The 25,994-nt window shown below is 53.8% G+C and carries 23 protein-coding genes; 8 read left to right on the forward strand and 15 right to left on the reverse strand.

Annotated elements, in window-relative coordinates; translation table 11 throughout:
- Nucleotides 1-41: 41 nt before the first annotated feature.
- From RAL91_RS02285 to RAL91_RS02295, 3 genes are all read right to left on the reverse strand, one after another.
- A complete protein-coding gene (locus RAL91_RS02285) occupies nucleotides 42-1,508 on the reverse strand; it encodes a pyridoxal-dependent decarboxylase (RefSeq protein ID WP_306259359.1) in 1,467 nt (488 codons plus the stop codon).
- 105 nt (nucleotides 1,509-1,613) lie between these two features.
- Nucleotides 1,614-1,757 (reverse strand): DUF5368 family protein, encoded by a 144-nt coding sequence (locus RAL91_RS02290; RefSeq protein ID WP_306259360.1) that lies wholly within the window; start codon nucleotides 1,755-1,757, stop codon nucleotides 1,614-1,616.
- A gap of 3 nt (nucleotides 1,758-1,760) precedes the next feature.
- Entirely contained in the window at nucleotides 1,761-2,126 is a 366-nt protein-coding gene (locus tag RAL91_RS02295; protein ID WP_306259361.1) for a hypothetical protein, read from the reverse strand.
- Between the two features lie 282 nt (nucleotides 2,127-2,408).
- On the opposite strand from RAL91_RS02295, the gene RAL91_RS02300 reads away from it, so the two are divergent.
- From RAL91_RS02300 to RAL91_RS02320, 5 genes are all read left to right on the forward strand, one after another.
- Nucleotides 2,409-3,233 carry an RDD family protein gene (locus tag RAL91_RS02300; RefSeq protein ID WP_306259362.1) on the forward strand — a complete coding sequence of 275 codons (825 nt, stop codon included), beginning with the start codon at nucleotides 2,409-2,411 and terminating at the stop codon, nucleotides 3,231-3,233.
- Between the two features lie 418 nt (nucleotides 3,234-3,651).
- On the forward strand, nucleotides 3,652-5,187 hold the full coding sequence (locus tag RAL91_RS02305; protein WP_306259363.1) for a sulfatase: 1,536 nt from the start codon (nucleotides 3,652-3,654) through the stop codon (nucleotides 5,185-5,187).
- A gap of 70 nt (nucleotides 5,188-5,257) precedes the next feature.
- A complete protein-coding gene (locus RAL91_RS02310) occupies nucleotides 5,258-6,190 on the forward strand; it encodes a tripartite tricarboxylate transporter substrate binding protein (protein ID WP_306259364.1) in 933 nt (310 codons plus the stop codon).
- 127 nt (nucleotides 6,191-6,317) lie between these two features.
- On the forward strand, nucleotides 6,318-6,785 hold the full coding sequence (locus RAL91_RS02315; protein ID WP_306259365.1) for a hypothetical protein: 468 nt from the start codon (nucleotides 6,318-6,320) through the stop codon (nucleotides 6,783-6,785).
- Between the two features lie 4 nt (nucleotides 6,786-6,789).
- Nucleotides 6,790-8,253: a tripartite tricarboxylate transporter permease gene (locus RAL91_RS02320; RefSeq protein WP_306259366.1), complete on the forward strand. Its 1,464-nt coding sequence runs from the start codon at nucleotides 6,790-6,792 to the stop codon at nucleotides 8,251-8,253.
- 12 nt (nucleotides 8,254-8,265) lie between these two features.
- On the opposite strand, the gene RAL91_RS02325 is transcribed toward RAL91_RS02320, so the two are convergent.
- The gene (locus RAL91_RS02325) at nucleotides 8,266-9,219 is read right to left on the reverse strand and encodes a LysR family transcriptional regulator (protein WP_306259367.1); all 954 of its coding nucleotides are present in this window, start codon (nucleotides 9,217-9,219) and stop codon (nucleotides 8,266-8,268) included.
- A gap of 236 nt (nucleotides 9,220-9,455) precedes the next feature.
- Between RAL91_RS02325 and RAL91_RS02330 the strand changes: the two genes are divergently transcribed.
- A complete protein-coding gene (locus RAL91_RS02330) occupies nucleotides 9,456-10,916 on the forward strand; it encodes a sulfatase (RefSeq protein ID WP_306259368.1) in 1,461 nt (486 codons plus the stop codon).
- Between the two features lie 45 nt (nucleotides 10,917-10,961).
- Here RAL91_RS02330 and RAL91_RS02335 read toward each other — a convergent pair whose 3' ends face one another.
- The 9 genes from RAL91_RS02335 to RAL91_RS02375 form a co-directional block, all read right to left on the reverse strand.
- Nucleotides 10,962-12,389, reverse strand: a complete 1,428-nt coding sequence (locus tag RAL91_RS02335) for a mandelate racemase (RefSeq protein ID WP_306259369.1) — start codon at nucleotides 12,387-12,389, stop codon at nucleotides 10,962-10,964.
- Nucleotides 12,386-13,231, reverse strand: coding sequence for a sugar phosphate isomerase/epimerase (locus tag RAL91_RS02340; RefSeq protein WP_306259370.1), 846 nt, complete (start codon nucleotides 13,229-13,231; stop codon nucleotides 12,386-12,388). Before RAL91_RS02340 ends, RAL91_RS02335 begins: the two co-directional genes overlap by 4 nt.
- A 10-nt stretch (nucleotides 13,232-13,241) precedes the next feature.
- Complete coding sequence (locus RAL91_RS02345) at nucleotides 13,242-14,771, reverse strand: tripartite tricarboxylate transporter permease (protein ID WP_306259371.1); 1,530 nt, start codon at nucleotides 14,769-14,771, stop codon at nucleotides 13,242-13,244.
- Nucleotides 14,768-15,316 carry a tripartite tricarboxylate transporter TctB family protein gene (locus RAL91_RS02350; protein WP_306259372.1) on the reverse strand — a complete coding sequence of 183 codons (549 nt, stop codon included), beginning with the start codon at nucleotides 15,314-15,316 and terminating at the stop codon, nucleotides 14,768-14,770. Before RAL91_RS02350 ends, RAL91_RS02345 begins: the two co-directional genes overlap by 4 nt.
- An 83-nt stretch (nucleotides 15,317-15,399) precedes the next feature.
- Nucleotides 15,400-16,416 (reverse strand): tripartite tricarboxylate transporter substrate binding protein, encoded by a 1,017-nt coding sequence (locus RAL91_RS02355; protein WP_306259373.1) that lies wholly within the window; start codon nucleotides 16,414-16,416, stop codon nucleotides 15,400-15,402.
- A gap of 149 nt (nucleotides 16,417-16,565) precedes the next feature.
- Nucleotides 16,566-17,627, reverse strand: a complete 1,062-nt coding sequence (locus tag RAL91_RS02360; protein ID WP_306259374.1) for a dihydrodipicolinate synthase family protein — start codon at nucleotides 17,625-17,627, stop codon at nucleotides 16,566-16,568.
- 16 nt (nucleotides 17,628-17,643) lie between these two features.
- Nucleotides 17,644-18,687, reverse strand: coding sequence for an NAD(P)-dependent oxidoreductase (locus tag RAL91_RS02365; RefSeq protein ID WP_306259375.1), 1,044 nt, complete (start codon nucleotides 18,685-18,687; stop codon nucleotides 17,644-17,646).
- A 96-nt stretch (nucleotides 18,688-18,783) separates the two neighbouring features.
- Nucleotides 18,784-19,446, reverse strand: coding sequence for a TetR/AcrR family transcriptional regulator (locus tag RAL91_RS02370; protein ID WP_306259376.1), 663 nt, complete (start codon nucleotides 19,444-19,446; stop codon nucleotides 18,784-18,786).
- A gap of 99 nt (nucleotides 19,447-19,545) precedes the next feature.
- The gene (locus RAL91_RS02375; protein ID WP_306259377.1) at nucleotides 19,546-19,869 is read right to left on the reverse strand and encodes a hypothetical protein; all 324 of its coding nucleotides are present in this window, start codon (nucleotides 19,867-19,869) and stop codon (nucleotides 19,546-19,548) included.
- A gap of 1,220 nt (nucleotides 19,870-21,089) precedes the next feature.
- Here RAL91_RS02375 and RAL91_RS02380 point away from each other — a divergent pair.
- Together RAL91_RS02380 and RAL91_RS02385 are read left to right on the forward strand one after the other, a co-directional pair.
- Nucleotides 21,090-21,872 carry a glycosyltransferase family 2 protein gene (locus RAL91_RS02380; protein ID WP_306259378.1) on the forward strand — a complete coding sequence of 261 codons (783 nt, stop codon included), beginning with the start codon at nucleotides 21,090-21,092 and terminating at the stop codon, nucleotides 21,870-21,872.
- Nucleotides 21,865-23,022, forward strand: a complete 1,158-nt coding sequence (locus RAL91_RS02385; RefSeq protein WP_306259379.1) for an iron-containing alcohol dehydrogenase — start codon at nucleotides 21,865-21,867, stop codon at nucleotides 23,020-23,022. The genes RAL91_RS02380 and RAL91_RS02385 overlap by 8 nt, the downstream gene beginning before the upstream one ends.
- Nucleotides 23,023-23,052: 30 nt before the next feature.
- On the opposite strand, the gene RAL91_RS02390 is transcribed toward RAL91_RS02385, so the two are convergent.
- Together RAL91_RS02390 and gyrB are read right to left on the reverse strand one after the other, a co-directional pair.
- Nucleotides 23,053-23,457, reverse strand: coding sequence for a septal ring lytic transglycosylase RlpA family protein (locus tag RAL91_RS02390; RefSeq protein WP_371932476.1), 405 nt, complete (start codon nucleotides 23,455-23,457; stop codon nucleotides 23,053-23,055).
- Nucleotides 23,458-23,531: 74 nt separating this feature from the next.
- Nucleotides 23,532-25,988 carry a DNA topoisomerase (ATP-hydrolyzing) subunit B gene (gene gyrB, locus RAL91_RS02395; RefSeq protein WP_371932477.1) on the reverse strand — a complete coding sequence of 819 codons (2,457 nt, stop codon included), beginning with the start codon at nucleotides 25,986-25,988 and terminating at the stop codon, nucleotides 23,532-23,534.
- Nucleotides 25,989-25,994 lie beyond the last annotated feature (6 nt).

Raw genomic sequence — 25,994 nt, forward strand, 5'->3', positions numbered from 1 at the left:
AGGCGTCCCTCATTATTATGCAGGTCTCCACAACGTTTTATCTAAGACCCATTTGCAGCCTGAAGTTCCAAGTCTGCGCCACACTCCAGAACCTTGTCGATGAAAAAGTCCAGATCTTCCCGTTTGGTGCGATGGTTGTTGATTGCCACCCGCAGGCAGTGCTTTCCTGCGATCGTCGTATCAGAGGGAACAGCGAAGCCAGACTCCTGTAATCTCAGCATTATTTCTGTATTGATTTCTCTCAGCGCCGCTTCATCGGTGGTATTGTTTACGTATCGGAAACAAATGATGTTGAGCCCGACAGGAGCAACGATTTCCAGTTTCGGCTGGCTACGAACAAGTTGTTCCAGATACTGCGCCTGCTCGATATTCTGATCGATCAAGCGACCGAATTTCTCAACACCGTTTTCTTTCAGTGACATCCAGATTTTAAGGGCCTTGAAGCCACGACTAAGCTCAAACCCATAATCACCCAAAAACTTGCCGGCTATGACGCCTCGGGTCTGCAACTGAAGATATTCGCCATGCATTTCAAACGTTTCATAATGCTGTTTGGCATCGCGTAAAAGAACGCATCCGGCCTCAAACGGAGTATGCAGCCACTTGTGTGGATCAAGCGCAATTGAATCTGCCAACTCCATTCCATCAACGAGAGCCTTGTGCTTGGGCGCGATCCGCAAAAGCGCACCAATACACCCATCGACATGAAACCAGATCGCATGTCGTTGACATATTTCAGCAATCGCATTGAGGTCATCAAGCGCACCGGTATTCGTTGTACCGGCCGTGCCAATGACGCAGGCAGGCTTGATGCCGGCAGCAATGTCTTCAAGAATGGCCTTTTCAAGGGCCGCAATATCCATTTTCTGATGGTCGTCACTTGGGATCTCGGCCAGGGACCTTGCGCCCAACCCCAATGATTCAAGCGCTTTCTGATGGCAGCTATGCACCTGGTCCGATGCGTAGAACCGCAACGGTTGAGGCATTGCCATAATTCCGTCCGCACGCACGTCAATCCCAGCCATGACATTGCGGGCAACCGTATGTGCCACCATGTTCGCCATGGAACCGCCGCTGGTTAATGTGCCGCTGGCGCTGGGCGGAAACCCCATCAATTCTTTGAACCAGTCAACAACTTGACTGTCCAGCATGACCGCAGCTGAGTTGCCGCCACCCAGGTTCGACCCCTCCACTGCAGCCAGAAAATCCCCCAGCGCTCCGGTAAAATTGCCGGACCCCATATACCAACCCCAAAAGCGCGGTTGAATATTGCCCATCGAATACGGAAGAAGGTTTTCTCGCAATTCCTCATAAACGGCTTCAAGCTCCTGCGGGCCCATTGGTGCAGGAGTTTTGAAATGAGCTCGCACATGGTCTGGCATCTCCTGCCAAACACCGCGCTCGCGCACAGTGTCGAGATGCCGGATCGCATCATCAACCATGTCATGTGCCAATCTGCGAGAGGGTTCCCAGTCCTCGGGATCAAGTGTTTCCTCAAAGTTGTTCATAATCCAGTTAGCCCCATTGGATGTCCCGACAAAGACCGCCATTGGAATGGTTGTGGGCCAAATGCGCAAGGCAACTATGCAAACTGGTATCAAACGGGGTTCAAATCATAATGCAGGAAGAAAGCCGATTGCCCCGAACGGCATTGCAAGTTGAGCCCAGAGAAATTTGCGCATGGACATGGCTCGGTCGCGGATCTGGACTGAGGCCTTTTGGTGAAAGCTCTGCAAAATATGCGGCGCGTCGTCCATGGATTACCCGTGTTGCACGATCACCGATACAAAGTCTTCTTCGCTTGTGACCGCCGTGTGATGGCCCTTGCCGTGATTGTCTTCCATGCACCAGACATCGCCGCAACCTATGTCCCGCACCTCACCGTCACTGGCGGTTACTCGGACGCTTCCGGAAAGGCAGATAAGCTTTTGTCGAACGGGTGTCGGGTGAATGGGCTCATTCCAACCGGAGCGAAGCCTGAGGAACATCATTTGTGTGACGGGTTCCGGCTCAGAGACTTCGATTTTTTGCGCCGGTGGAGCAAATACGCGCTCCTCAAACGCGACTTCAACATCTTGCCAATGACTTTCGCCTTCAGCATCGGAGTATAATCTCTGGAATTTCAACAGACTTCCTCTCTGAAAATGCCTTCAATAAAACTTTAGCGCCGCGCATTTTTTATGTCCATGCAGACATTGGGATTGCGCATCTGGAAGTCGTGCCAAACGATATGGCCTGTAGTGGCATCGGCTGTCATTATTGGCCCCGTTAGCGGCCAGGTTTTTCAACGCTCATTGGATAAGACACTACGATTGATCAATGGGGCGCTTCCAGAGAGCCAAATTTGATATATTGGTGATTTCAATTTAAAAAAGATCAATGTTAAATTGAATTTTGGGGATTCTACCTTGGCAAACAGATATTTCATCCGCAGAGCATTTGCCCATTTGATAGATTTCATACTTGTTTCTATCGTGTTTGCGTTCATCACCGTCGCGCTAAATTCAGTATTTGACGTTCAATTCATCGCCCCGGGTTTCTACAAATCCACAGCATGCGTACCCCAACAAATAGTCTCCGCCGAAAGAATGCAGGAACTGTTGCCGACATCTGCGGGGCAGGTACTTCATCAGTCAATCTGCAGAACAACCAACATGGGTTTGACGACCCATAACACCGTGGTCCTGCGTCGCTCGGGGATAGCCGATAATGGCAATACAACAACAACCATAGAATATTTGGTGGATGAAAGTGGCAAGCAGACCGTTGCGTATTCCATGGAACCGTTTCTGGTGCTTTTGGCTCCATTGATATTTGCGGGTTTGATCACGATGAGAGGAAAAACATTCGGGAAACAGGCTCTCGGTCTCGTAATTTTTGACAGCCACCTGGAAAAACCCAAACTGTTGGCAGCACTCAAACGTGAATACCTTAAAGCACTGTTTTTTGTATTAGGCGGGCTGATTGGCATTTATGGAATGTTCCAAAATTCGAATGAAAACCTTGATCAATTGGCTGCCGATTTAGATTCATTGGCAGCTTCAATAGGCGGGGCAGGGTTCTGGCTGATCATGGGTGTCGGGTTGGCGGTGTTGCTGGGGTTGTTTTGGTACACATTTGGCTCGTTTATTCGCTGGAGAGGGCGCACATATTGGGACAAGTGGAGCAATTTGGACGTGGGCACAAATAATGATCTGCTTGATTTAATCAGTGCCAGGGACCGCAACGGCTAACTTGCCGATGCGCACTTTGGTGCGCCTGACCCATCATGGTGACTGTTCGGGCCTCACGACCAAAAGGCTAATCATCGGGTTTTGCCAACACAAATGCCTCGTCTACCACTGCCGCAAACAGTGGCACCCGGCGCTATGGACGACGTGAGGAAAACAGACACAGCATTGCCGTCTTCAATATTGATATCTGCAATGTTGATATCAGTTCTGCTCAACACCGGTTGCGCCAATAAGGACTGCCAGCGCGAAATCCTGTTGGCTGAAGAGCCCAGGCAGTGCTGGATCATTCTCCGACCGTATTCCCGGCACTTCGTCTGAAGGGAGATCTAATGTGATAGGCGGAGCCTATCAACTAATCCAATATTATTATTTGCGCTGATGAGCATATTCGGTGATTCCTAATACAGGAGGACCCACGATGCGAAAAAGCAGACCAAACATCATCCTTGTGACCACAGATCAGCATCGCGGAGATTGCTTTGGTTTTGAAGGGCGTGCCGTCAAAACACCACATCTTGATGAATTTGCCCGCAAGGGAACGCGGTTCTCCAATTGCACAACAGCCAACCCGATTTGCCAGCCCTCCCGTGCTTCAATCCTGACCGGGCTTTTCCCATTGACCCATGGTGTCAAGGATAATGGCATCGATTTGCCGCTGGAAACCGGCGAAAATGGCTGGGCTGGCAAGTTGGCCGCTTCGGGCTACGCAACCGGCTTCATAGGCAAGCCGCATCTGTCAACGGTTCGCACGTTTGAACCCACTGGCCGTCCGGAATGCCTGTCCAGTACGCCGGATTACAATATGGACGAATGGTCTGGTCCCTATATGGGCTTCGATCATTGTGAGTTGATGCTGATGGGGCATTTCAATCTCAAACCCAGCCCGCCGCCCCATGTGCTGCACTATGAAAACTGGTTCTTTGCCGATGGCCGTGGTGCGGAAAAACTGGAAGCACATGAGACACGCCTGCCGCCGGAATCCGGCTTTGAGCAGGTCTGGCATTCTGCATTGCCGTCAGCCTGGCATACATCCTCCTGGTGCGGTGACCGTGCGGTTGAGTTCATCAAAGGCAAGCATGAAGACCCCTTTGCGCTTTGGGTGTCGATTCCTGACCCACACACGCCCTTCGATGCGCCCGAGCCGTGGAGCCGGATGCATGATCCCAAAGACGTGGATTTACCGCCAGAACGCGTGCGAGACTTTACAGGCAAGCCATGGTGGCACGAGGCGTCACGGAAAAACGAGCCGGTCATGGAAGACGAAGTGTTCCGCAAGATCCGGGCGAACTGGTCGCGACCCGAGCAGCTTGAGGATGATGTTCTGCGCGAAGTCATCTCCAATTATTACGGTATGATTTCGCTGGCCGACCACACATTCGGACGCATCATGAATGCGGTGAGGGAAGCTGGTCTCGACGACAACACCTATGTCATTTTCACCTCTGATCATGGCGACTGGCTGGGTGATCATGGTCTGCTGCTGAAAGGACCGATGCTGTATGACGGACTGATCCGTGTTGGCTGTCTGATAGCCGGTCCCGGCATTCCTGAAAACAACATAATCGATACACCCATCTCACTCGTCGATCTGCTCCCCACATTCCTTGAACTGTCAGGTGCAAAGGATGACCGGGACCGGCATGGAAGAAGCCTCATGCCGGTAATCCGAGGAGAGGAAGAACGTACGCATTCCTATGTGGAATGGGGATTGGCGGCCTCGCGCTGCGGGGTGGAGCTGGAATTGCGCACAGCCCGCACGCCGGACTGGAAACTGACAGTCGATATGTTGTCGGAAGTAGGTGAAATGTATGATCTCTCGAACGATCCTTATGAGGTGAATAATCTGTGGGAAAAGTCCGAACACAGAGATGAGAGGCAGCGACTTATGGGCCTGATAAATGAGCGCCCGGACGATATTTTGAAGGAGCCTCTGCCCGTTGTGGGGATGGCCTGACTTTTAAGAAAGCCGGCTAAGCAATGGTCAGAGACGATGAACAAAGAAACTTTAGGTGAGGAGAAATATCATGAAAAGTATAATTGCAGCCGTGGTCGCAACGGTGTTGGCAGGGCCAGCAATGGCGGAATTCCCGGAAAAGGAAATCACACTGGTGGTGCCCTCTGCACCGGGTGGTTCCGGTGACAGGGTGGCGCGCACGCTGTCGAAATACAATCGTGAAATCAAGGCCTTCGGTCAGGAAATCACGGTAAAGAACTCTCGCGGTGGCGGTGGCTCTGTCGCCTCTCGCCAGGTCAAGGAGGCTGATCCGGATGGCTACACGATCCTTTTGTTGCATCAGGGTCTGATTACGGCCAACGTTCTGGGTGTCACAGATTATGGACCGGAAGCGTTTGAACCGCTGGCAGAGGTTGCCCAGCAATGTCTGGTCTATGTCGGTGCGCCAAAATCTCCCTATGCGGACTACAAGGCTGCGGTTGAGGCTGTCAAAGGCGGAACCAAAATGCGCGAAGCGGCCAACATTGGCGCGCCGGCCCATTTTGCCTCCATGTATCTCAATGAAGTTGCAGGGATCAATGTATCCCTTGTTCAGGCAGGTCAGGGCTCCGAGCGCCTGGCATCTTTGATGGGCGGTCATACCGATGTTTCGATTTTCGCTGTTTCCGAGGCCTTGGCCTATCAGGAAAATGGCTTGAAGCCACTTGTGATCATGTCAGCGGAACGCGACCCTGTTTTGCCCGATGTCCCGACCGCAAAAGAGCTTGGTTACGACGCTGAATTTTGCATTGGAAACTGGATTCTCGCTCCCAAGGGCACACCGGATGATGTGCTGGCCAAGCTGCAACAGGGCCTGGAAACCCTGATGACTGATCCCGCGCTCGTGAAAGAAATGACGGAAGGCGGGTTCAAGCCGGTTTTTGTGTCCGGGGATATGCTCGCAGACAAGATCGAGGCCGCGACTGAAACGATCACACGTCTGGGCGAAAAAATCGCCAAATAGGGTGACTTGACACTTCTGGATCGCCATCCTGTTGATCCGGAAGGTGTTAGCAGACTATCTGCAAATGGCCAGAAGTTGTTTGCAGACTATCTTTAGATGGAATGCCCGTTTGAACCATGGGGAGGCTATGGTGCGTTATCTAGCGAATGCCACACTTTGCCTGATCGTTGCGATTGTCACATTGAGTTCAGTTGGCTCCATTCGCGAATTCGGGTTTGACAGTCTGGGTGGGCGCGCTTTCCCACGCGCCCTTGCAATTTGTTTGATTGTTCTGGCCCTGGTGCAACTGGTCAGAGCCTTTCAGACTTTTCGGCAAACCGGTTCTGATCAATTCAAACAGTTTTTTGGCACATTGAATCTGCCGCCCAGATCCAATGTAATCGTCACGTTGGCAACGGTGTTTTACGGTCTGGTTCTGCTGTCCGGCAAGGTGGATTTCATCTGGCTATCAACAGCCTATGTGCTGTGTGCCGGTTTTCTGGCACGTACCAGCCGACACAATTTTACAGTTGCAGCGGCCACCGCCGGTGCCATTTGTGTGCTGCTTCTGGGGGCCGATATAGGCCTCGGATTCAAGATGATCGGGCAGGGCTAGCCATATGTTCAGCTTCTTCGGCCTGTCACCAATCCTCTTCGCCATCATAGGCGGGCTGGCCGGGCTTGTGGTTGGCGTCATCCCCGGTATCGGTCCTGCCACCCTGATTGCCGTCATGGTTCCGCTGACCCTGTCAATGTCCAGCGTCGATGCGATTGTAATGCTTGTCGGCATGTATGTGGGCGGTGTCAGCGGTGGCATGGTCAGCGCTGCGCTGTTGCGTATGCCGGGCACGCCGTCGTCAATCATGACCACGCTTGATGCCTTTCCCATGGCGCAAAAAGGTCAGCCCGAACGCGCGCTTGCAATCTGCATTGTTGCATCACTAACCGGCGGGTTGATTGCCGGACTGGTTTTGCTGCTTCTGGCCCGTCCGCTCTCCATCTGGGGAACCTATTTTGGCCCGTGGGAGTATTTCGCGCTGATAACAATGGGGCTGGTTTTGATGGCATCCCTTATTCGCGGAAACATGACCGGTGGCTTGATTGCAGGCATTTTGGGCCTGTTGGCCTCGGTGCCGGGCGTCAGCGCAGCAGATGGTGCCTTGCGGCTTGATTTTGGCATTGGTCAAATGGTTGGCGGTCTGGACACGCTGCCTGTTCTTCTCGGGTTGTTCGTCATCGGCACATCCCTGAGCGCTCTGTTGAGCAAAGAGCCTGAAGTGGAATCCGTATCACTGACCGGCAATGCGGTGAGTGGCATGCGTGACATTTTCAAGGACAATTGGGTCAACCTGCTGCGCTCGTCTTTTGTCGGAGCCTGGATCGGAATTCTTCCCGGCGTTGGAGCCAGCATTGCGTCCACAATCTCTTATTCGGTGGCAAAAACCTTTCACAAGAACGGTGCCAAATTCGGCACCGGAGAGCCGGGCGGCATCATCGCTGCGGAATCGGCCAACAATGCCAATGTCGGCGGTGCGTTGATCCCGCTTGTGGCTCTGGGCATTCCCGGCAGCGCTGTTGACGCAATACTTCTTGGCGCGTTGATCCTCCACAACATTACACCAGGGCCGCTTCTGTTCACCAATTCACCTGATCTGGCCTGGGGCGTCGTCTTCGCTTATCTGTTCACGACAATCCTGTGCGGCATTGTTCTGTTCACTGGCATGCGCGCCTTTGTGTCGCTGGTCCGGGTGCCTCGGGAACTGCTCTATCCGATCATGATCGTCTTTGCCGTATTGGGTTGCTATTCGCTGCGCAACGAGGTTTTCGACGTGGTTGTTCTTTTCATTTTTGGAATTCTTGGCCTCGTCTTCGAGCGGCTTAAAATTCCGCTGGCCCCGTTCGTTATCGGGTTTGTTCTGGGCGGACTGGCAGAAACGCAGCTGCGGTCAGCGCTGATGTGGTCGGAAGGGTCCTATCTCGGTATCCTAGAGCGCCCGGTTGCCGTGATCTTCATTGTCATTGCGACAGCAACCCTGCTGTTACCGCCTCTGGTCACGTATGTCCTGCGGCGCAGAGCGGCGTAGTTTCAGATGAGTCTACAGCACATCCTGCAGCTTCATGACCGGCAAATCTCCATGGTCAGGATCGGAAGCTTGTTTTCCGTAATGGGCCCTCAGGGCCTCCCGCACCACGGGTATATAGGCCCAATCAACACTGACTTTCCTATAAAAAAGACCAACACCACGGATCCAGGTAATATCCCGCAAATTGAGAGACATGAGGTTTTGCGATCTCAGGACGCGCGTATGCTCCAGTGGAATAAAAGCAAAATAATCACTTTCACTCAGCAGACGCAGAGCAAGGGCGGTATTATCGGTCTCAACAACCACTTTTGGCCGCGCAATCTCTCCGCTGCTGAAAAAATTCTCAAACCGTTCTTTCAATTCGGTCGCACGCACCATGGTGACCCATTTTTGATCCGACAGATAGGCAAGACCTTTATCCTCCAGCGCCGATTTATGATGACGCTGACAGATTGCGGTAATGGTGGAATTGCCCAAATGTTCGTAAGCCAGCGCTTCATCAGCGCAGCCGGGATTCCACAGATAGCTGACAGCAAGATCGATTGCGCCTTCCCGCAAGGCAGGAATCAGAGCATCCGACGTTCCTTCATTCACATGGACCGACGTTGCAAATCCGCCATCCACCAAAGCCGCTGTAATGGCTGGCAAAGCGCCGGCGCAAATACTCGCCGAAGCGCCAATTCTGAGCGACACATCCCGGCGCTCTCGGATGGCAATCACCGCATCCTTCAGAAGCGACAAATCATTGGACAGAACATTTGCATAGACAGCGAGTTGTCGGCCCTCGGGGGTGATGCTCAAACCACGCGGCGTGCGTTCAAAAAGCTGAAATCCAATTTCAAGCTCAAGTTCCCGAAGGCTTTGGCTCAAAGCCGGTTGGCTGATATTGAGAAATTCAGCGGCCTTGCGCATGGAGCCCTTTTGCCAGATTTCCAAAAAACGGATGAGAGACAGCGGGTTCGTCATCGCAGGTTTTTCCCCTTTTCAACCATTCTTTCCCCAGTGCGTGTGCTGTTGTCAGTGCGTGTGCGGTTGCCAGTGCCGTATGCTGCACCATTACCTGTATTGCGCAGAATTGCAGGAAGCCATAATCTGAATTGCAAGCCTAGGCCAGCGCCTTGTTCCAGTCTATCCAACCCGCACTATCTCCAGCTCCCTCGGTGTGAGAACATCGCAAATTCCAACCTGTGTGATCCTTCCGTATGACAAAAACCAATCATCCCAATATTCTGTGGATCTGCACTGATCAGCAGAGATTTGACACAATTTCCGCCCTTGGAAACCAGCATATTTCCACGCCAAATCTGGATCGGCTTTGTGCTCAGGGCACAGCCTTTACAAGGGCCTATTGCCAGGCACCCATCTGCACACCCAGCCGATCAAGTTTTCTAAGCGGCATGTATCCATCCACCATCGGTGCAAGCCGCAATGGCAATGCCTATTTTGCAGACCGGTTTCCTCTGTTGCCAAAAATTCTGGCAGATGAAGGGTATCGCTGCGGCAATGTCGGAAAGCTGCATCTGGCATCGGCATCGAACGGTGTGGAACCGCGTGTTGATGATGGTTACAGCGAGTTTTACTACAGTCATGCCCCACGTGATGATTGGGAAATTGGCCATGACTATGCTGACTGGGTGAACGAAAAGGGCCAGAATCTCGGTGAACTCTCCATGAATATTGACGGGATTCCCGCCGAGTTTCATCAGTCCGCCTGGATGGCAGATCGCAGCATTGAGTTTATGTCCCGCAACGATGCGCGTCCCTGGTTTTTGAGCGTCAATGTCTATGACCCGCACCCACCGTTCAATCCACCCAAACAATATCGCGACATGTTCCCGCCAGACTCGGTGCCGGCCCCGCATTTCCAGCCAGGCGATTTGGAGCAGCAGAAATATCTTGAGGACATTGATTTTCAGTCCAAGGCGCAAAGCCCGGACATGTTGGACATTCCAAATCCTGTTCTGCCGGTGGATCCCGCGCCCGACCCGGATAATCCGGGAGGCGAGACCGCAGGTGAACGTGATGCGCAAACACTGATCAGTGCCTATTATGCAATGATACGTCTGATTGACGACCAGCTAGGCCGAATTCTGGATGCTTTGGAAGAAAGCGGGCAAGCCGGGAACACAATTATTGTCTTCACCTCAGATCATGGTGAAACGCTCGGAGATCATGGTCTTATTCTTAAAGGCTGTCGGTTCTATGAAGGCTTGGTCCGCGTGCCGATGATCTGGAGCTGGCCCGGACATATCAAGGCAAATGAAGTGCGCGATGATCTGGTCGAATTGACCGATATTGCCCCAACCCTGATGGCGCTTGCCGGTCTGGACCCGCTGGAGCGGATGCAGGGTCTTTCACTCCAGCCAACCTTGGAACATGGTGCGGTGGTGGCGCGGTCCGGGGTCAGGTCCGAGTTTTATGATGCTCTTGATCTGCCACACCACAACCGGGCCACCATGTGGCGCACAGACCAATACAAGCTGGTGGTCTATCATGGCACCGGTAAGGGAGAGCTGTTTGATCTTGATGCTGATCCCTGGGAACATGACAATCTGTGGCTTGATCCGGCGCATGCGGGCATCAAAAACGCATTGCTGGCCGAAAGCTATGATCACACAGTTGCGTCTATTGACCCAGGCCCGCCGCGCTCCGGTTCTTATTAAAGTTTTTTACGTGGGGTCGATGAGTGCGTAATAGAGAGCACCTTCTCAAATACTGTCAGTAAGCCGGCTCAAGGATTCCCAGTCCGGATGAGTTGCAACAGCAAGTCCCGGCACGGAAAGTGATTTCAGCGACACAGAGCCATCTTCAATCCTGAGCCGGACGCGCCCATCCGTATCGGTGGTGTAAAGGTCCTCATGGGCGGCGGCATAGCGCTGTTGCTCGGACAAGGGGGCTTCGCCAAAGCCGTGGACATAGTGATAGCCGTTGCGCTCCACATGGGTAGCCCCGATCAGGGCTGCCAGCGCAAAATCCTGTTGGGTGGAAATACCGGGCATGGTGGTCAGGTCTTCTGCAATCATGAAATGATCATCTCTGCCTGCAGCCGCATTCCAGTGGCGCACACGCACCGCATTCAAAATGGCCTTGTAGAATCCCTTGCAGGATTTTGAGGACATGCCGCGATAACCAAGCGCGCGGGCAACCGGGAAAATACCAATATGTGAATCAGATTCGTCCACTGCGACGGGCTTGTGGGCGGCAATGGCGTGAACCGGTTTTTCCAGCGCCTTGGCGCGGGCAATGGGCTGCTCCAGATAGAGCGTTGCGGCCCACAGCTTTGCCAATTGTGGCGTGTTCTCGACCACATCAATCCAGTCCACGACGGCATCCGCATCGGTAAATTGTTCATTGCCATCAAGGCTGACATTATACGGCGCTCCGCTCTCATCCAGCAAAGCGGCAATCCGGCTGAGGCGGTCGATATCCGCCTTGGTATCACCGCTGACTTTCAGTTTGAAATAGTGCTGACCATACATCGCAATGACGGCTTCCAGACTTTCCGGCAGGCCATCATTGATGCGCTTGGTTAAATCCGTTTCCACAATCGCATCGGCCATTCCGACCGTATGCCGTATGGCAATCCGCTCCGGCGCCGACAGTGTTTTCAAATGGCTGGCAATATCAACGCCATACAGATCAGGCGTTGTCGCGGCAACGATGCCGGGCAGATTATTCTGCACGGCCTGAAAGATGGAAACGCCTTGCGATCGACAAAGCGCATCCAGCACGGCGCGGTCCATCAGGGCCGTGCCATAGGATGCAATCAGCCCGTTCTGATCGCGCTTGGCGCAGGCTGCAAAATGGCCGGCCTGCAATGCGGCATGAAGCGCGAAGGCAGACGGGAAGCGCCCAGCCTGCTGATAACGCTCGGCCGCAAGGCTCATGGAAGTGCGCAATTGCTCGAAATTGTCTTCGTTGGAGAGGTCCGGGTTTTTGTCGAACCATTTGGGAGCCAGAAGTTCTGCTGCAACGCCGGTTTCTTCCACGCCATTGCAGACGATTTGCGCACGGACAAAAAGTTGCGGCGTCGCGGTGAGTGTGACTGCGCCAAATTTGAAGGGCAGGCGCAAGGTCACCGGACGTTCAAACAGTTCAACGGAACGAACGTCGATAGTTGGTGTTTGGTCACTCATGATGCAGTTCCCGCTTTCGCGGCCTGTTCAAGCGCTCTTATGGTGCCAATGGCACGGGCGGCAGAGGTAGGACCATCCGGTACATAATCAAACGGCTCAACACCAATCCAGCCATCATAATTCAGCGCGAGAAGCCGTTTCACGATTGGCAGAAAATCAAGCTCTCCCTGTCCCGGCCCGCGCTTATTGGGATCGTTGAAATGCACATGACGAATGAGACCGCTCGGCAAATGCTGTGACAGCAGATCGGGAATTGATGTGCTCTCAGTCGGTGCAGCAGAACAACAATCAATCATGGCGGAAAAATAAGGCTGATCCACAGCGTTCACGATGGCGGCTGCATCTGCCAGCGTGTTTACATAGGCGGTTTGTGCCGGGGACAATGGTTCGAGCAGATAATGAACTTTTGCGGTGTTCGCAGCCTCTGCTGCGTGCCGGAAATGAGTGAGTGCCCGCGCCTTGGCCGCCTCAGCACCGCTATCCGGCAAAACCCGTTGCGCCGGGGAACCGTGAATGACATAGCTGCCGCCAAGAGCGGCACACATTGAGACAAGCGCATCAATGGTTTGCTTCGTTCGCTGCTGCGTAGCCGGGTCAGCATCCGTGATCGACAATCCATCGGGTGCCACCAGCAACCAGTGCAGCCCGGAAACGGCAATGCCTTCCGCCTCGACTGTGTTGCGGATTTTGGCCAGGGCATCTGCATCCAATGCCGATGGGCCATTTTCATTCAGCGTGAAGGGTGCGATTTCCAGACCGTCATAACCAAGTTCGGCGGCAAAGCCCGCTTGTCGGCCGATCTCCCAATCGCGGATGACTTCGTTGCAGAGGGAGATTTTCATGGCAAAGCCTTCATTGTTTTGTCTCGGATGGTTTTTTTCGCAGAGAGCCAAGAAGCGCAGTTACGCGGCGGCGCACTGGCGGAATAGCACCCAGCAGCATCAGCACACAGGCCAGCGCCAGAAAGGCTGATATGGGCCGGGTGAGAAAGGCGACAAAATCGCCGTCTGACAAGGTCATGCCCCGCCGAAAGCTCTTGTCCAGCAAGTCACCCAGCACAATGCCCAGCACCAGCGGTGCCATGGGATACTTCATTTCCCGTAAGGCAAAGCCGATAAGGCCGAAGGCCAGCATGACGTAAATGTCAAAAATACGCCCGGCAATGGCAAACGAGCCAATGGTGCACAGCGTGAAGATCAGCGGCATCAGATAGGCGCGCGGCACGGCCAGAACCATCAGCAACGGACGGGTCAGCAAAAGGCCGATAATGAGCATGGCAAACATCGCCATGGCGACCATCGCCACCACTTCAAATACAAAGGATGGAAACTCAATCATGATCATGGGTCCGGGCCGGATGCCATGAATAAACATCGCGGCCAGCAATACGGCGGCTGGCGCAGAGCCTGGAACCGCCAGCGTAAGCACCGGAATAATGGCACCTGGAACCGCAGCATTATTGCCGGTTTCCGCAGCCATCAAGCCATCGAGTGAGCCTTTGCCAAAGGTTTCCTTCACCTTGCTGGCGCGCTTGGCGGCGGCATAGGACATCCATGCCCCCATATCTTCACCCACGCCGGGCAACAGCCCCATGAAAGTACCGATGAGGCCGGAGCGGACAATGGTGCGTTTGTAACGCCATATATCAGCCATGCGTGGCAGTATCCGGTCAGAGGCATCGCGCACTGATTGGAAGCCACGTGCTTTCATAACGGTGAGAATTTCCGCAAAACCGAAGGCACCAACCAGCGCAGGCAGCAATCCAATGCCACCTGAAAGATCTGACGAGCCATAGGAAAAGCGTTGATAGGAATGAATGCCTTCCTGTCCGATCATGGCCACGAACAGGCCGATAAAGCCTGCAATCCAGCCTTTCAGGGCATCGCCCGTGGTTGTGATCTGCCCGGAGATCAACACGCCGAACAGCGCCAGCCAGAAAAATTCGTAAGAGCCGAAGGACAGGGCAAAATCACCCAGAACGGGCGCCACAAGTGCCAGCGCCAGCATGCCGATCATACCGCCGGCAAATGACCCCGCCGTGGCAATGCCCATGGCCTTTCCCGCCTTGCCAGCGCGCGCCAGCGGGAAGCCATCAAGGGCTGTGGCTGCATTGGCAGGCGTTCCGGGAATGTTGAGCAGAATGGCAGAGCGCGAGCCGCCATAAATCGCCCCGACATACATGCAGATCAGGATCAGAATGGCCTGTGTCCCGTCCATGCGAAAGGTCAGCGTGGTTAGAAGGGCAATGCCAAGTGTGGCCGTCAGGCCCGGCAGGGAGCCTACAAGAATACCGAGAAATGTGGCCCAAGCCACATTGAACAGGGTCATCGGGCTGGTCAGAAAACCACCCAGCGCATCGAGGAAAAAACCAAGTCCGCTCATGGCAGACGCACAAAGAAAACGTCTTCAAAGACGGTGGTGATGGTCCATGCAGCGACCGCTGCCACAGTGAAAGCAAGCGCTATACGTTTGACAAGCGGTTTGCCGGTCAGCGGTTTGCCTTCCACGCGCCGGTCCTGCAGATCAAATATCATGATGAAGGAAAACAAAAACAGAAACGCGGCCAGAACAAAGGGAATAAGCCCCACGGCCACAAAGGCAAAACCGAAGCAGAGCCCCAGAGTTATCAGCACGCGCAGCTTGGCGCCAGGCTCACCCTTGGGCGGTGCAATGTTGAGCGACTGCCGGGAGCGCATAAACAGGAAGAAACCCATCAATGTCAGGCAGAGGCCAATCATGCCGGGAACGACACCCGGAGCCGACCAGATGTTGGAGCCGAACTCCTCCATGCGCGGCATGCGCCATGCCTCGAATGTGATGATCAGTCCGAAAAAGACAAAAACAAGGCCCATCAAGGCATCTGCTCTTGTGGGCTGATCAGAAGGTGGCGAAGCTTCTGCAACTGTTACGCCAGTATCATCGACCATAGTGCCGATAGACCTCCGCTGCGATAATGACCCCGGCGAAATTCAGGAAACCCGCCGGGGCATATCTGCCTTTGAAAAAAGGCTTATTTCATGCGTTCGATACCAACAGTAGCAGGATCGACTTTGGCTTTGCCAGCATCAAACAACAGATAGGCATTGTTCTGGATGGCAGGCAGGACGCGCTTTTGTGCATCTTCACCATAGAAGGGTGCGAACACGGCACCGCGACCGGCAGCATAGTCTTTCAGCGCCTGACTGTTGGCGATGGACTCAGCCCAGACCTTATCAAGAGCAGCCACAACTTCAGCCGGAGCCGTACCAGGTACGAACACGCCGAAATAGTTCGGTGCAATTGGCACACCGTCCACGAAATCCGTGATCGGCGGGATTTCACCATAGCCTTCCAGAATCAGCGGCTCGCCATTCAGGACAGCCAATGGACGAATGCGCTTGGCGCGGATCATTTCAGCCTGTTCCACGGCCAATTGTGTTGTCGCAACGGTTTCACCGGAGACAGTAGCGATAACCGCTGGGTTACCACCATCATAGGTGACGTGCTTGTAACCGCCACCGGCAGCAGATTTCAAAGCTTCCATGGCATTGTGACCACCGGAATTGAGGCCAGCCGTTGCCACGGAGATGGCATTTGGATCATCCTTCATGGCTTTCAGGAAATCATCCATTGTCTGATAGGGCGAGTCTGCATTCACGCCGATCACCGCCACATTGGCAACGTCGAGATAAAGGTTCCAGTCACCAATGGATGTGTCCAGCATGCCGAGCACCTTGTAGGTGCCAAGATCCTGCGCCGCACCGGCTGTCCATGTGTAACCGTCCGGGTCTGACTCAAGCGCGCTTTTGGAGCCGATAGAGCCGGATGCGCCGGGCTGGTTCTGAACGACAACGGTTGCGCCAAGGGCTTTTTCCAACTCAGCAGCCACAACGCGGGTCACCTGATCGGTTGATCCACCGGCTGACCATGGCACAATGATGTTAATCGGTTTTTCCGGTTTCCAGTCCATGGCTGCAGCCGTTCCGGCTGCCGCGCCAAGGGCAAGACCTGCCCCTACAAATAGACCTGTTACGCTTTTAATGTTCATGCGATATGTCCTCCTGTTGAATTTCGGAACCGGTATACCGCAATGCTTTGCACGCAAGTAACCAGTTGGTTATGGCAGAATGAAACGCTCCTCATTCCATGTCAAGTTTGCCGCCCTCACAATACGGAAGGCCGCAATCAATCAGTAAATCAATCATCCAGCCAGCGCTCCAGATGCGCGGCGACAAATGCATCATCAGTCAGATGCGGATAGTCTTCGGTAACGCGGGTCAATTCATCGGCCTGTCCGGGAGAGAGCGTTTCGTTTGGATCAAGACACCAGATGCCGGCGAGCAGACCCTGCCGGCGTAAAATTTCATGACAGCCGGCGATCACGCCCGCAAAATCATGGGCCACATCAAAGACAGCCGCGTTGATATCGGTCATTTGCGAATCCAGCGCCAACAATTCGGCAGGCAGGTCAGCCTCTGCCTGAACGGCTGCACGGCAGCTTGTATGTAAATCAACAGCCGCTTTGGTCCAGACCGACCATTGGCCAAGCAGACCGCCAACAATGCGCAAAGTCACGTCTTCACCCCTGCGCCGATGGGTAAAGGGCAGCAACAGATCAGCAACAATATGATCATCATTGCCAGTATACAGCGCCACCCGGTCCTCGGCATTGGCCGCAATCACACCGCGCACCACATCAATGGTCCGGTGCCGATGAAATGGTGCAATCTTGATGGCGATGACATTGTCGAGTGACGCAAATCTTTGCCAGAAATCCACTGACAACACGCGACCACCAACCGCTGGCTGCAGATAGAAGCCGATAATCGGCATGATGTCCGCAACTGCGCTGCAATGTGCGATCAACTCATCTTCACTGGCATCGCGAAAGGGAGCCGGACTGACTAGTGCAGCATGATAGCCAAGCGCCAACGCGGTCTTGGCTTCCGCCACCGCCTGGGCCGTTTTGCCAGCCACACCGGCAATCATGGCCAGCGGGCGTTCCGTCCAGTCAGAGGCGGTTTGCGCGGCCAGTTCCAGCACCGGTGCATAGAGCCCGGCCTCCCGGATTTCAAATTGTGTGGTGTGCACACCAACAGCCAGACCACCGCTGCCCGCGTCGATATAGTACCGCGACAGCGCCCGTTGGCGTCGACGGTCCAGCACCCGCTCGGCATCAAGCGCCAGCGGATGGGCCGGGATAGCCGTGCCCTCTGCAATCAATTGGCGGATGTCGGTTGGAAGATCAGCGATTTTCATAAAATGAGTCCCGGCCCTAATACTTCCCGTCACGCGCTTCAAAATGGGTGGGCTTGTCCAGACTTCTGCCACCGCGGATCAGCCAGTCCGCCTGCCAGTCAATCATATCTTCCAGCGAGATCGCTAAAGGACCAAAGGCTTTCATGGAGGCGCTGGCATCATTCAGCCATGCAGTTGGCGCTTCCGTACCGACAATATTTGCCGGCTTATCAAATCGTTTTGCAAAGGCCTCGGCAATGTCCCGCACGGCAATGACATGCTCGCCAGTGACGTTGATCGGGCTGGTTGGCGTGGTGGTCTGTGCCAGGCTGCGCAGGGCGCGGGCATTGGCCTCTCCCTGCCAGATCAGGGTCACATGGCCCATCGACACATCGATAGGTTCTCCCGCCAGCACCTTTTGCGCCAGATCGTGCAGCACGCCATAACGCACATCAATGGCGTAGTTCAGCCGGAACAGCCGCCCCGGCGTGTTGTGAACCACACTCATATGCTCAAACATGCGCTCGCGGGCAACGCAGGACCAGGCATAATCGCCGGGCGGCGGATTGGGAGCCACGTCTTCCGTTGGCCCGGATAGGGCATCAACAGGCCAGAACGGATAAACACACCCGGTCGAAAAGGCGATGATGCGGGAACTGGCATAACGTTCTGCAACCAGCGCCGGGCAAAGAGCATTCATGGCCCAGGTCAGGTGTTCCGCGCCGGAAGAGCCGAATTTGCGGCCTGCCATGAACATCACATTTTCCGCATCCGGCAAGGCCGCAACCGCATCACGATCAAGCAGGTCAGCGGCAATGGTTTCAATGCCATCGCGCTCCAGAGTGTCGCGCAGTCCGCTTTCGGAAAAGCGTGCAACAGCAATGACTTTCCGATCCTCTGCCATGGCATTGCGGGCAAGCCGCGCAAGGCTGGGACCCATTTTACCACCGGCACCAAGAACAATCAGATCGCCAGAGGTCTTTGCCAAATCAGCGCGCAGTGCAGCGTCCGGCGCGGCAAGGGCGGCTTCAAGGGCGGCTTCATCCATGAAAGGTCCGCGCGCCGCATTATCCTGGGTCATCAGGTCCTCCCAAAGGGCCAATTTCATAAGTAACCAAATGGTTACAATAGAGATGTCAAAACCTGTGTGTCAAGCCGTGAACCCGTTTTGGTGAAGTCAGGCGCGCAGAAAACATGTGATGACAGCCACCACATGTTCACGCCGCCGATCGAGCGCATCCGGTGATGCCAGTTCCTGATTGAAAATAACCGACAATGTGTGCCGGTTCGACATGTGAAAGAAGCAGAGCGACGCGATCGTAATATACAATTCAACCGGATCGACATCGGCGCGCAACACACCATCAACCTGCCCGCGTTTCAGCACATCCTGAATCTGTGCCACCAGAGGTGAGTGCATCTGCTGAATCTTGGCAGACTTTTTCAAATGCCGCGCCTGATACATGTTCTCGATATTGAGAAGGGTCAGAAAATCCGGGTGTTCAAAAAAATGATCATAACTGAACCGGACCAGCCGCTCGATGGCCTGCATCGGCTGCAGATGATCCAGCTCAAGCGTGCGTTCGCCGGTCCGGATCTGCGCGTAGGTGGATTCCAGAACCGCCAGAAACAGCTCTTCCTTATTGCCGAAGTAATGGTAGAGCATGCGCTTATTGATGGCAGCCCGCGCCGCAATTTCATTGACGCTTGCGCCGGAAAACCCGTGCGCCACAAACTCATCCGTCGCCGCTTTCAAAATAGATCTGCGACTGCGCTCCGGATCGCGGGTCGCGGTCTGTTGTTTGCCAGGCCGTTTGCTGACCTGAGAAGGCGTCTGCATGTCTGATCTACCCTTACCGGTCTGCGCGGAACAGATGGTCAGGTCTATAGCCGACAGCGCCGGGAAATCAAAATGCCGGTATCCGCTAAAGTAGAAAAATCAGTTAAACTGCTTGAAAAAAGGCCTGCGCGGTTCCCGGCAAATGAAAAGCGCACACATGCCACTTTTGGTCGGCACGCTGTGGCGCGTATGCACATTGGAAATCGGGCATTGATAATTGGGCGCGTAGAATTTGCGATAGACGTGACGGTTCTTGGTGTTCATCACCACCGTACCTTGTTGATCGACAAAGGCACGCACGCCTGCACAGGTATAATTCTGCGTATTGGGACGCGCTTCAGCGGCACCACCGGACAAGGCCATAATGGTGAAAAATGCACCCAGAAAGGTGAGGAAAGGTGTGATGGATCGGGTCAAATTCATATGCGGATCTCTGATATGCTAATTTTAAAAACGCCCATATCATAATGTAAACAGGAAATTTTGTCAGAAATACGCGGGCGTTTTGAGTGCCCCTAATCGGATAAGTGATAGGAAATCGCAGAATTTGTGAAAAACCTTTGCGTGAGGCACTAGCAGGATCTATGATTCACAACACGTCGGGTGTTGGAATCCCGACGTGTTGCTCTAAGTTTCCTTTTGGAAGGGAATCCCAATATGTGTGTGGCAAATCAGGCGTCCCTGAACTGCCTTATCCCCTACGGGACTGCCGGATGTTGGCCTAGGCCTAGGCCAACATCCGCGATGGTGGTTATATAGGCACGGTGTGCTCCACAACTGGCGGAAACACTCTTTCCGCCCTTTAGTCCGCTTGCACGGATTACACGAAATAGACCGTCTATTTCGTGATCAACCGACAAAGCCAATTTGTCGGAGATTTAGAGACGTAGGCGTATTTTCGCCTACGTCTTTATTACTTTCGGCGTTTCTAACTGCATCGACGCTTTCTAAGCCGCTAGGTAAGAGTCCATTTAGTCCTTCCCGCAGCATCTGAAACAGTCTTCAGCGAACCTCTATCTTTGCAACGAGATAGGAAGGTTCGAAACGCCCCATTGCTCATTTTTTCATCCGAAGACATCAGTTCCCTATACATCCGCGAACTACTCATACCTCTATTCCCAGCAGTGCTTAGCATTGGGACAATTTTGTCATCGAAAAAAGCTCGATCAAGTCTTGTGTGCCGGAGGGGATCAGCTTTCTGAATTTCTGATTCAACCAACCGGATTTCGAGTTCCAATAGCTTTTGCATTTCCAAAAGGCGCATTTTCCGATCTTTGAGTTCGTTCAGTTTTAGCATCGATTCTCAACTAGTGCTTCACAATTGGACTAAACGTAACAGAGATGCCATAAAAAAAATAGGAAATCTGCAGAAAATAAAGGCCCGGCAGATTGCGTTTGTATTTTATATGTGATAGATGCTTCTTTCTTCAGCATCTATCACATATAAGTATTATTTAAATCTTGCTGATTTTCTCATTTTCCTTTGTCGATGCAGCTATGCCCCTAGCCGCTAAGTTGATTCGCGCACACCGGAAGCCTAAAACAGTTACATTCTTCTCTCAATTGTGGCTATTGCGAGTTGAATGTTTAATGCGATATAGGCACGGTATTCGCGACCAGATTTGAGATGAAGGTGTTTATTGGTGCTTGTTTCACACCCTCTATCAATATTCATAATCACGCTCAATGAAGCGGACCGGTTGGGCGCAACGTTGGAAGCCGCCCGGCAATTATCTGATGATATTGTGGTGGTGGATAGCGGGTCGACAGACAACACGGTTCAGGTTGCAAAAGATCTTGGTGGGCGGGTCATTCACAATGACTGGCAGGGCTTTGGCCCGCAAAAACGCTTTGCCGAAGAGCAATGCCGCCATGACTGGCTGCTTAATCTGGATGCGGATGAAGTTTTGAGCGATCAGGCAATAGCGGAGATCAAAGCGCTGTTCGCCAACGGCGCGCCACCAAAGCCGGGCTATTATCTGAATGTGGTTACAATCTATCCCGGCAAGACAAAGCCAAGACCCATTGCGGATTTTTACCGCATCAACCGGCTCTATGACCGACGTGAAATGCGCTACTCAGACAGCCGCACCGATGACCGGGTGATCGATGACGGGCAGACACTGGGTCAGATCGACGGCCCGGTCTGGCATTACAGTTTCAGAGATATTTCCGACATTGCTCCAAAAATGGAAACCTATGCCCGGCAACAAATTCATGAAAAGGCGCATAAACGCACCGTAGCAGGTCTGAGGGCACGGATGCTGATTGAATATCCGGTCAATCTCATGCGCTATCTGTTTGGACGCAGACACATTACCGGCGGTGTTCAGGGCGTTCGCTATGCTCATGAAATTGCCAAATCCAAAAGAAAGCGCCTAAAAATTTTTCTCCAGGCGCTTCAGAGTGGAAAAGACCATGAATGAGTTCACTTTCAACACAGCCAAGAGCATCAGATTTGGGTCCGGCCAGCTGGACTTGTTGGGGGACATCACCAAAACACTGACGGATGACAAGCTACTGTTGATTACCGACCCCGGTATGATGGCCACCGGCATCGTGGACCGCGCCATAAATATCCTCGGGCAAAGTGGGTTCGAAATTGTTCTGTTCAATGAAGTCGAGGCTGACCCGCCGGAAGTTAAAATCCTGCAGGCCGTGGAGCTTGCAACAAGTCAGAAAATTGGATGTGTTATCGGCCTTGGGGGCGGATCGTCACTGGATGTTGCAAAGCTCGTTGCCCTGCTGGCCGTTGGTAAGGAAAAGCTCAGCGATATCTACGGGGTGGGCAATGTCAAAGGCCCGCGATTGCCTCTTATTCTTGTACCCACGACGTCCGGTACAGGGTCTGAAGTCACGCCCATTTCGATTGTGACCACTGGAACAAATGAAAAAATGGGTGTTGTTTCGCCCATTATCCTGCCGGATATTGCAGTTCTTGATCCCGTTTTGACAATCGGACTGCCACCACACATCACTGCGGCGACCGGGATTGATGCAATGGTTCACGCAATTGAGGCATACGCATCGGCCAATCCCAACAACAATCCTATGTCGCGCATGTTGGCCGAGAAGGCTTTGACGTTGACGGGCGGCTCTCTTCTCACCGCCGTGCAGGATGGGCAGAACCTGACAGCAAGATCTGACATGTTGCTGGGCTCATTGCTGGCGGGGCAGGCCTTTGCGAATTCTCCCGTTGCAGCGGTGCATGCGCTGGCCTATCCGCTTGGTGGGCGTTTCCACATACCACATGGATTGTCGAATGCGCTGGTTTTGCCGCACGTGTTGCGCTTCAACGCCGAATTGAAGCCTGAGCCTTATGCGGAACTTGCCCCATTTGCATTTGCTGAATTGGCACAAATTGACCCGCAGAAACGCGCCAATGCCTTCATCGAAAAATTGGTTGAATTGTCATGTGATTGTGGACTTCAACAAAACCTGCGGCAGATGGGAATAGCGCAGGAGGTCTTGCCGGACCTTGCAGATGACGCCATGAACCAGTCACGTCTGCTGGTCAACAATCCGCGCGCTTTAACGCGCGAGGATGCATTGGCGATTTATAGCAGTGCGTTTTAGCTTGAAAAAGACAACAGCGAGGAACAGACCCTAGCTGTTGACGCAACCACGTGCGCCTTTGATTTTTTTGCCATTCAATGCGGTCACCTTGACCGCCGCAACGCCAGCACGCACCAGACCGATTTTTTTGGCAGCGCCTTTTGACACATCTATCACCCGACCTTTGATGAACGGGCCACGATCATTGATCCGCACAACAACGGATTTGCCGTTTTTCATGTTGGTTACCTGCACCCGGGTGCCGAATGGCAAGGAGCGGTGCGCGGCTGTCAACAGGTTCGGGTTCATCATTTCACCACTGGCAGTACGGCTGTACAGCGCATACCAGGAGGCTTTTCCGCACTGCGTCGGAGCAGCTGCCTCAGCCGGGGTGGTGTTGATGCCAAGCAAGGCCAGCATCATCAGCCCGTAGGCCGCGAAAACGAGTTTAATCATGAGTCTACTTTACTTCTCTTGGGGGTAAGAGAGTGTCTTATGCTGCGGTGCGGCAAAAATATGGCAGAAAGCGCTTAAATGTCCAGATTCGCGACATTCAGGGCGTTTTCCTGGATAAAAAAGCGCCTTGGCTCCACATCATCGCCCATCAGCTTGCTGAAAATATCGTCAGCATCATAGGCTTCACCAATTCTGACCTGCAGCAAGGTGCGGGCATCCGGGTCCAGCGTGGTTTCCCAAAGCTGATCGGCATTCATTTCGCCAAGACCCTTGTAGCGCTGCAGGGAAATGCCCTTGCGGCCCACCAGCAGCACAGCCTCCAGAAGACCGGATGGCCCATATACGAAGGTTTCAAGTTCTTTGCGCCTCAGCACGCCCACACCGTCAAAGGCGTCAGCAAAGCGGGCGGCCAGTGTGTGCAGGCGCCGCGCATCGGCACTGTCAAACAGGCCGGCATCCAGCATCAGGGCTTCCCGAACGCCGCGCACTTCGCGGGACAGGACAAGCGTTCCATCGCTGCGCAATTCGCTGCTCCAGCCGCGCTCGGTTTCTTCCGACAATTCATCAAGACGCACCACAAGCTGTTCGATCAGCGCGCTTGCATCACCCTCTTCCACCAATCCAGGCTCAAGCAGGCCAACCAGCGCTGCCTGCTCCACCACACGACGATCATAGCGGCTGTGAAGTCCGGCCAGAGTTTTGGCAAAGGCGCGCACGTCGCTGAGCAGGCCATTCAGATCGCCTCCAGAGCGCACTTCGCCGCTCTGCAGCGTGAAAGTGGTGTCATCAATGCCTGACAGGATCAGGTAATCCTGCAGAGCCTCTTCATCTTTCAGATAGCTTTCTGACGATCCGCGTTTCACCTTGTAAAGCGGTGGCTGCGCAATATACAGATGGCCGCGCTCAATCAGCTCCGGCATTTGCCGGAAGAAGAAGGTCAGCAGCAGCGTACGAATATGCGCGCCATCCACATCCGCATCGGTCATGATGATGATTTTGTGATAGCGCAGCTTGTCCGGATTGAACTCTTCCTTGCCGATGCCCGTTCCAAGAGCGGTAATCAGCGTTCCGATTTCAACAGATCCCAACATGCGGTCAAAGCGCGCGCGCTCCACATTCAGAATTTTACCGCGCAGGGGCAAAATCGCCTGATTGGCGCGACTGCGGCCCTGTTTGGCGGACCCGCCAGCGGAATCACCCTCCACCAGGAAGATTTCTGACTTGGCCGGATCGCGTTCCTGACAATCGGCCAGCTTTCCGGGCAGGGAGGCAACATCCAGCGCGCCTTTGCGGCGTGTCAGCTCGCGCGCCTTGCGGGCAGCCTCACGGGCCGCTGCCGCTTCCACAACTTTGCCGACCAGAATTTTTGCTTCAGTGGGATGCTCTTCCAGCCAGGTCTGCAGCGATTGGTTGACCGCGCTTTCTACAACAGGCCTCACTTCCGAAGACACCAGTTTTTCCTTGGTCTGTGAGGAGAATTTCGGATCAGGCACTTTCACCGACAGCACGCAGGTCAGCCCTTCGCGGCTATCCTCGCCGGTGACACTGACCTTTTCCCTCTTGGTGATGCCGGATCGGTCGGCATAACCCACCATTTGCCGGGTCAGGGCACCACGGAAACCGGCCAGATGCGTGCCGCCATCGCGCTGTGGAATATTGTTGGTAAAGCACAGCACATTCTCATGATAGCTGTCGTTCCACCACATGGCGACTTCAACCGTAATGCCGTCTTTTTCGGTCAGCAGGGAAATCGGCTTGTCGATCAGCGGATGCTTGGCCCGGTCCAGATAGGTCACGAACGCTTCAAGGCCGCCTTCATATTGCATTTCCTCAATGCGATCTTCTGTGCCGCGCTTGTCGGTCAGAATGATGTAGACGCCGGAGTTGAGGAAAGCGAGCTCGCGCAGCCGGTGTTCAAGAGTTGAAAACACAAACTCTGTCTGTGTGAATGTATCTGTACTTGGCAGGAAGGTGACTTCGGTTCCGGTGCGGTCACCCGCATCGCCGGTCTCTTTCAGGGGACCGTTTGCAACCCCGTGGGTAAAGCTCATTTCATGGGCTTTGCCAGCACGCCAGATTTTCAGCGTCAGCAAAGATGAAAGGGCATTCACAACCGAAACGCCCACGCCGTGCAGACCACCGGAAACCTTGTAGGAATTCTGATCGAACTTTCCGCCGGCATGAAGCTGGGTCATGATAACCTCAGCCGCCGATATGCCCTCTTCTGAGTGAATATCGGTCGGAATGCCACGGCCATTGTCTTCGACAGTCACCGAGCCATCGGCATTGATCGCGACTTTGACGAAATCCGCATGGCCAGCCAGCGCTTCATCAATGGCGTTATCGACCACCTCATAGACCATGTGGTGCAGCCCAGTGCCATCATCGGTGTCGCCGATATACATGCCGGGCCGCTTGCGCACCGCATCGAGGCCGCGCAGAACCTTGATGGAATCCGCACCGTATTCCATGTTTTCCGGTTCATTGGTGGCTTCAGTAGCGGCGTCAACAATCGGCTCGGAATCGGCCATAACGAA

Source organism: Pararhizobium sp. IMCC21322 (assembly GCF_030758295.1).
GTDB lineage: Bacteria > Pseudomonadota > Alphaproteobacteria > Rhizobiales.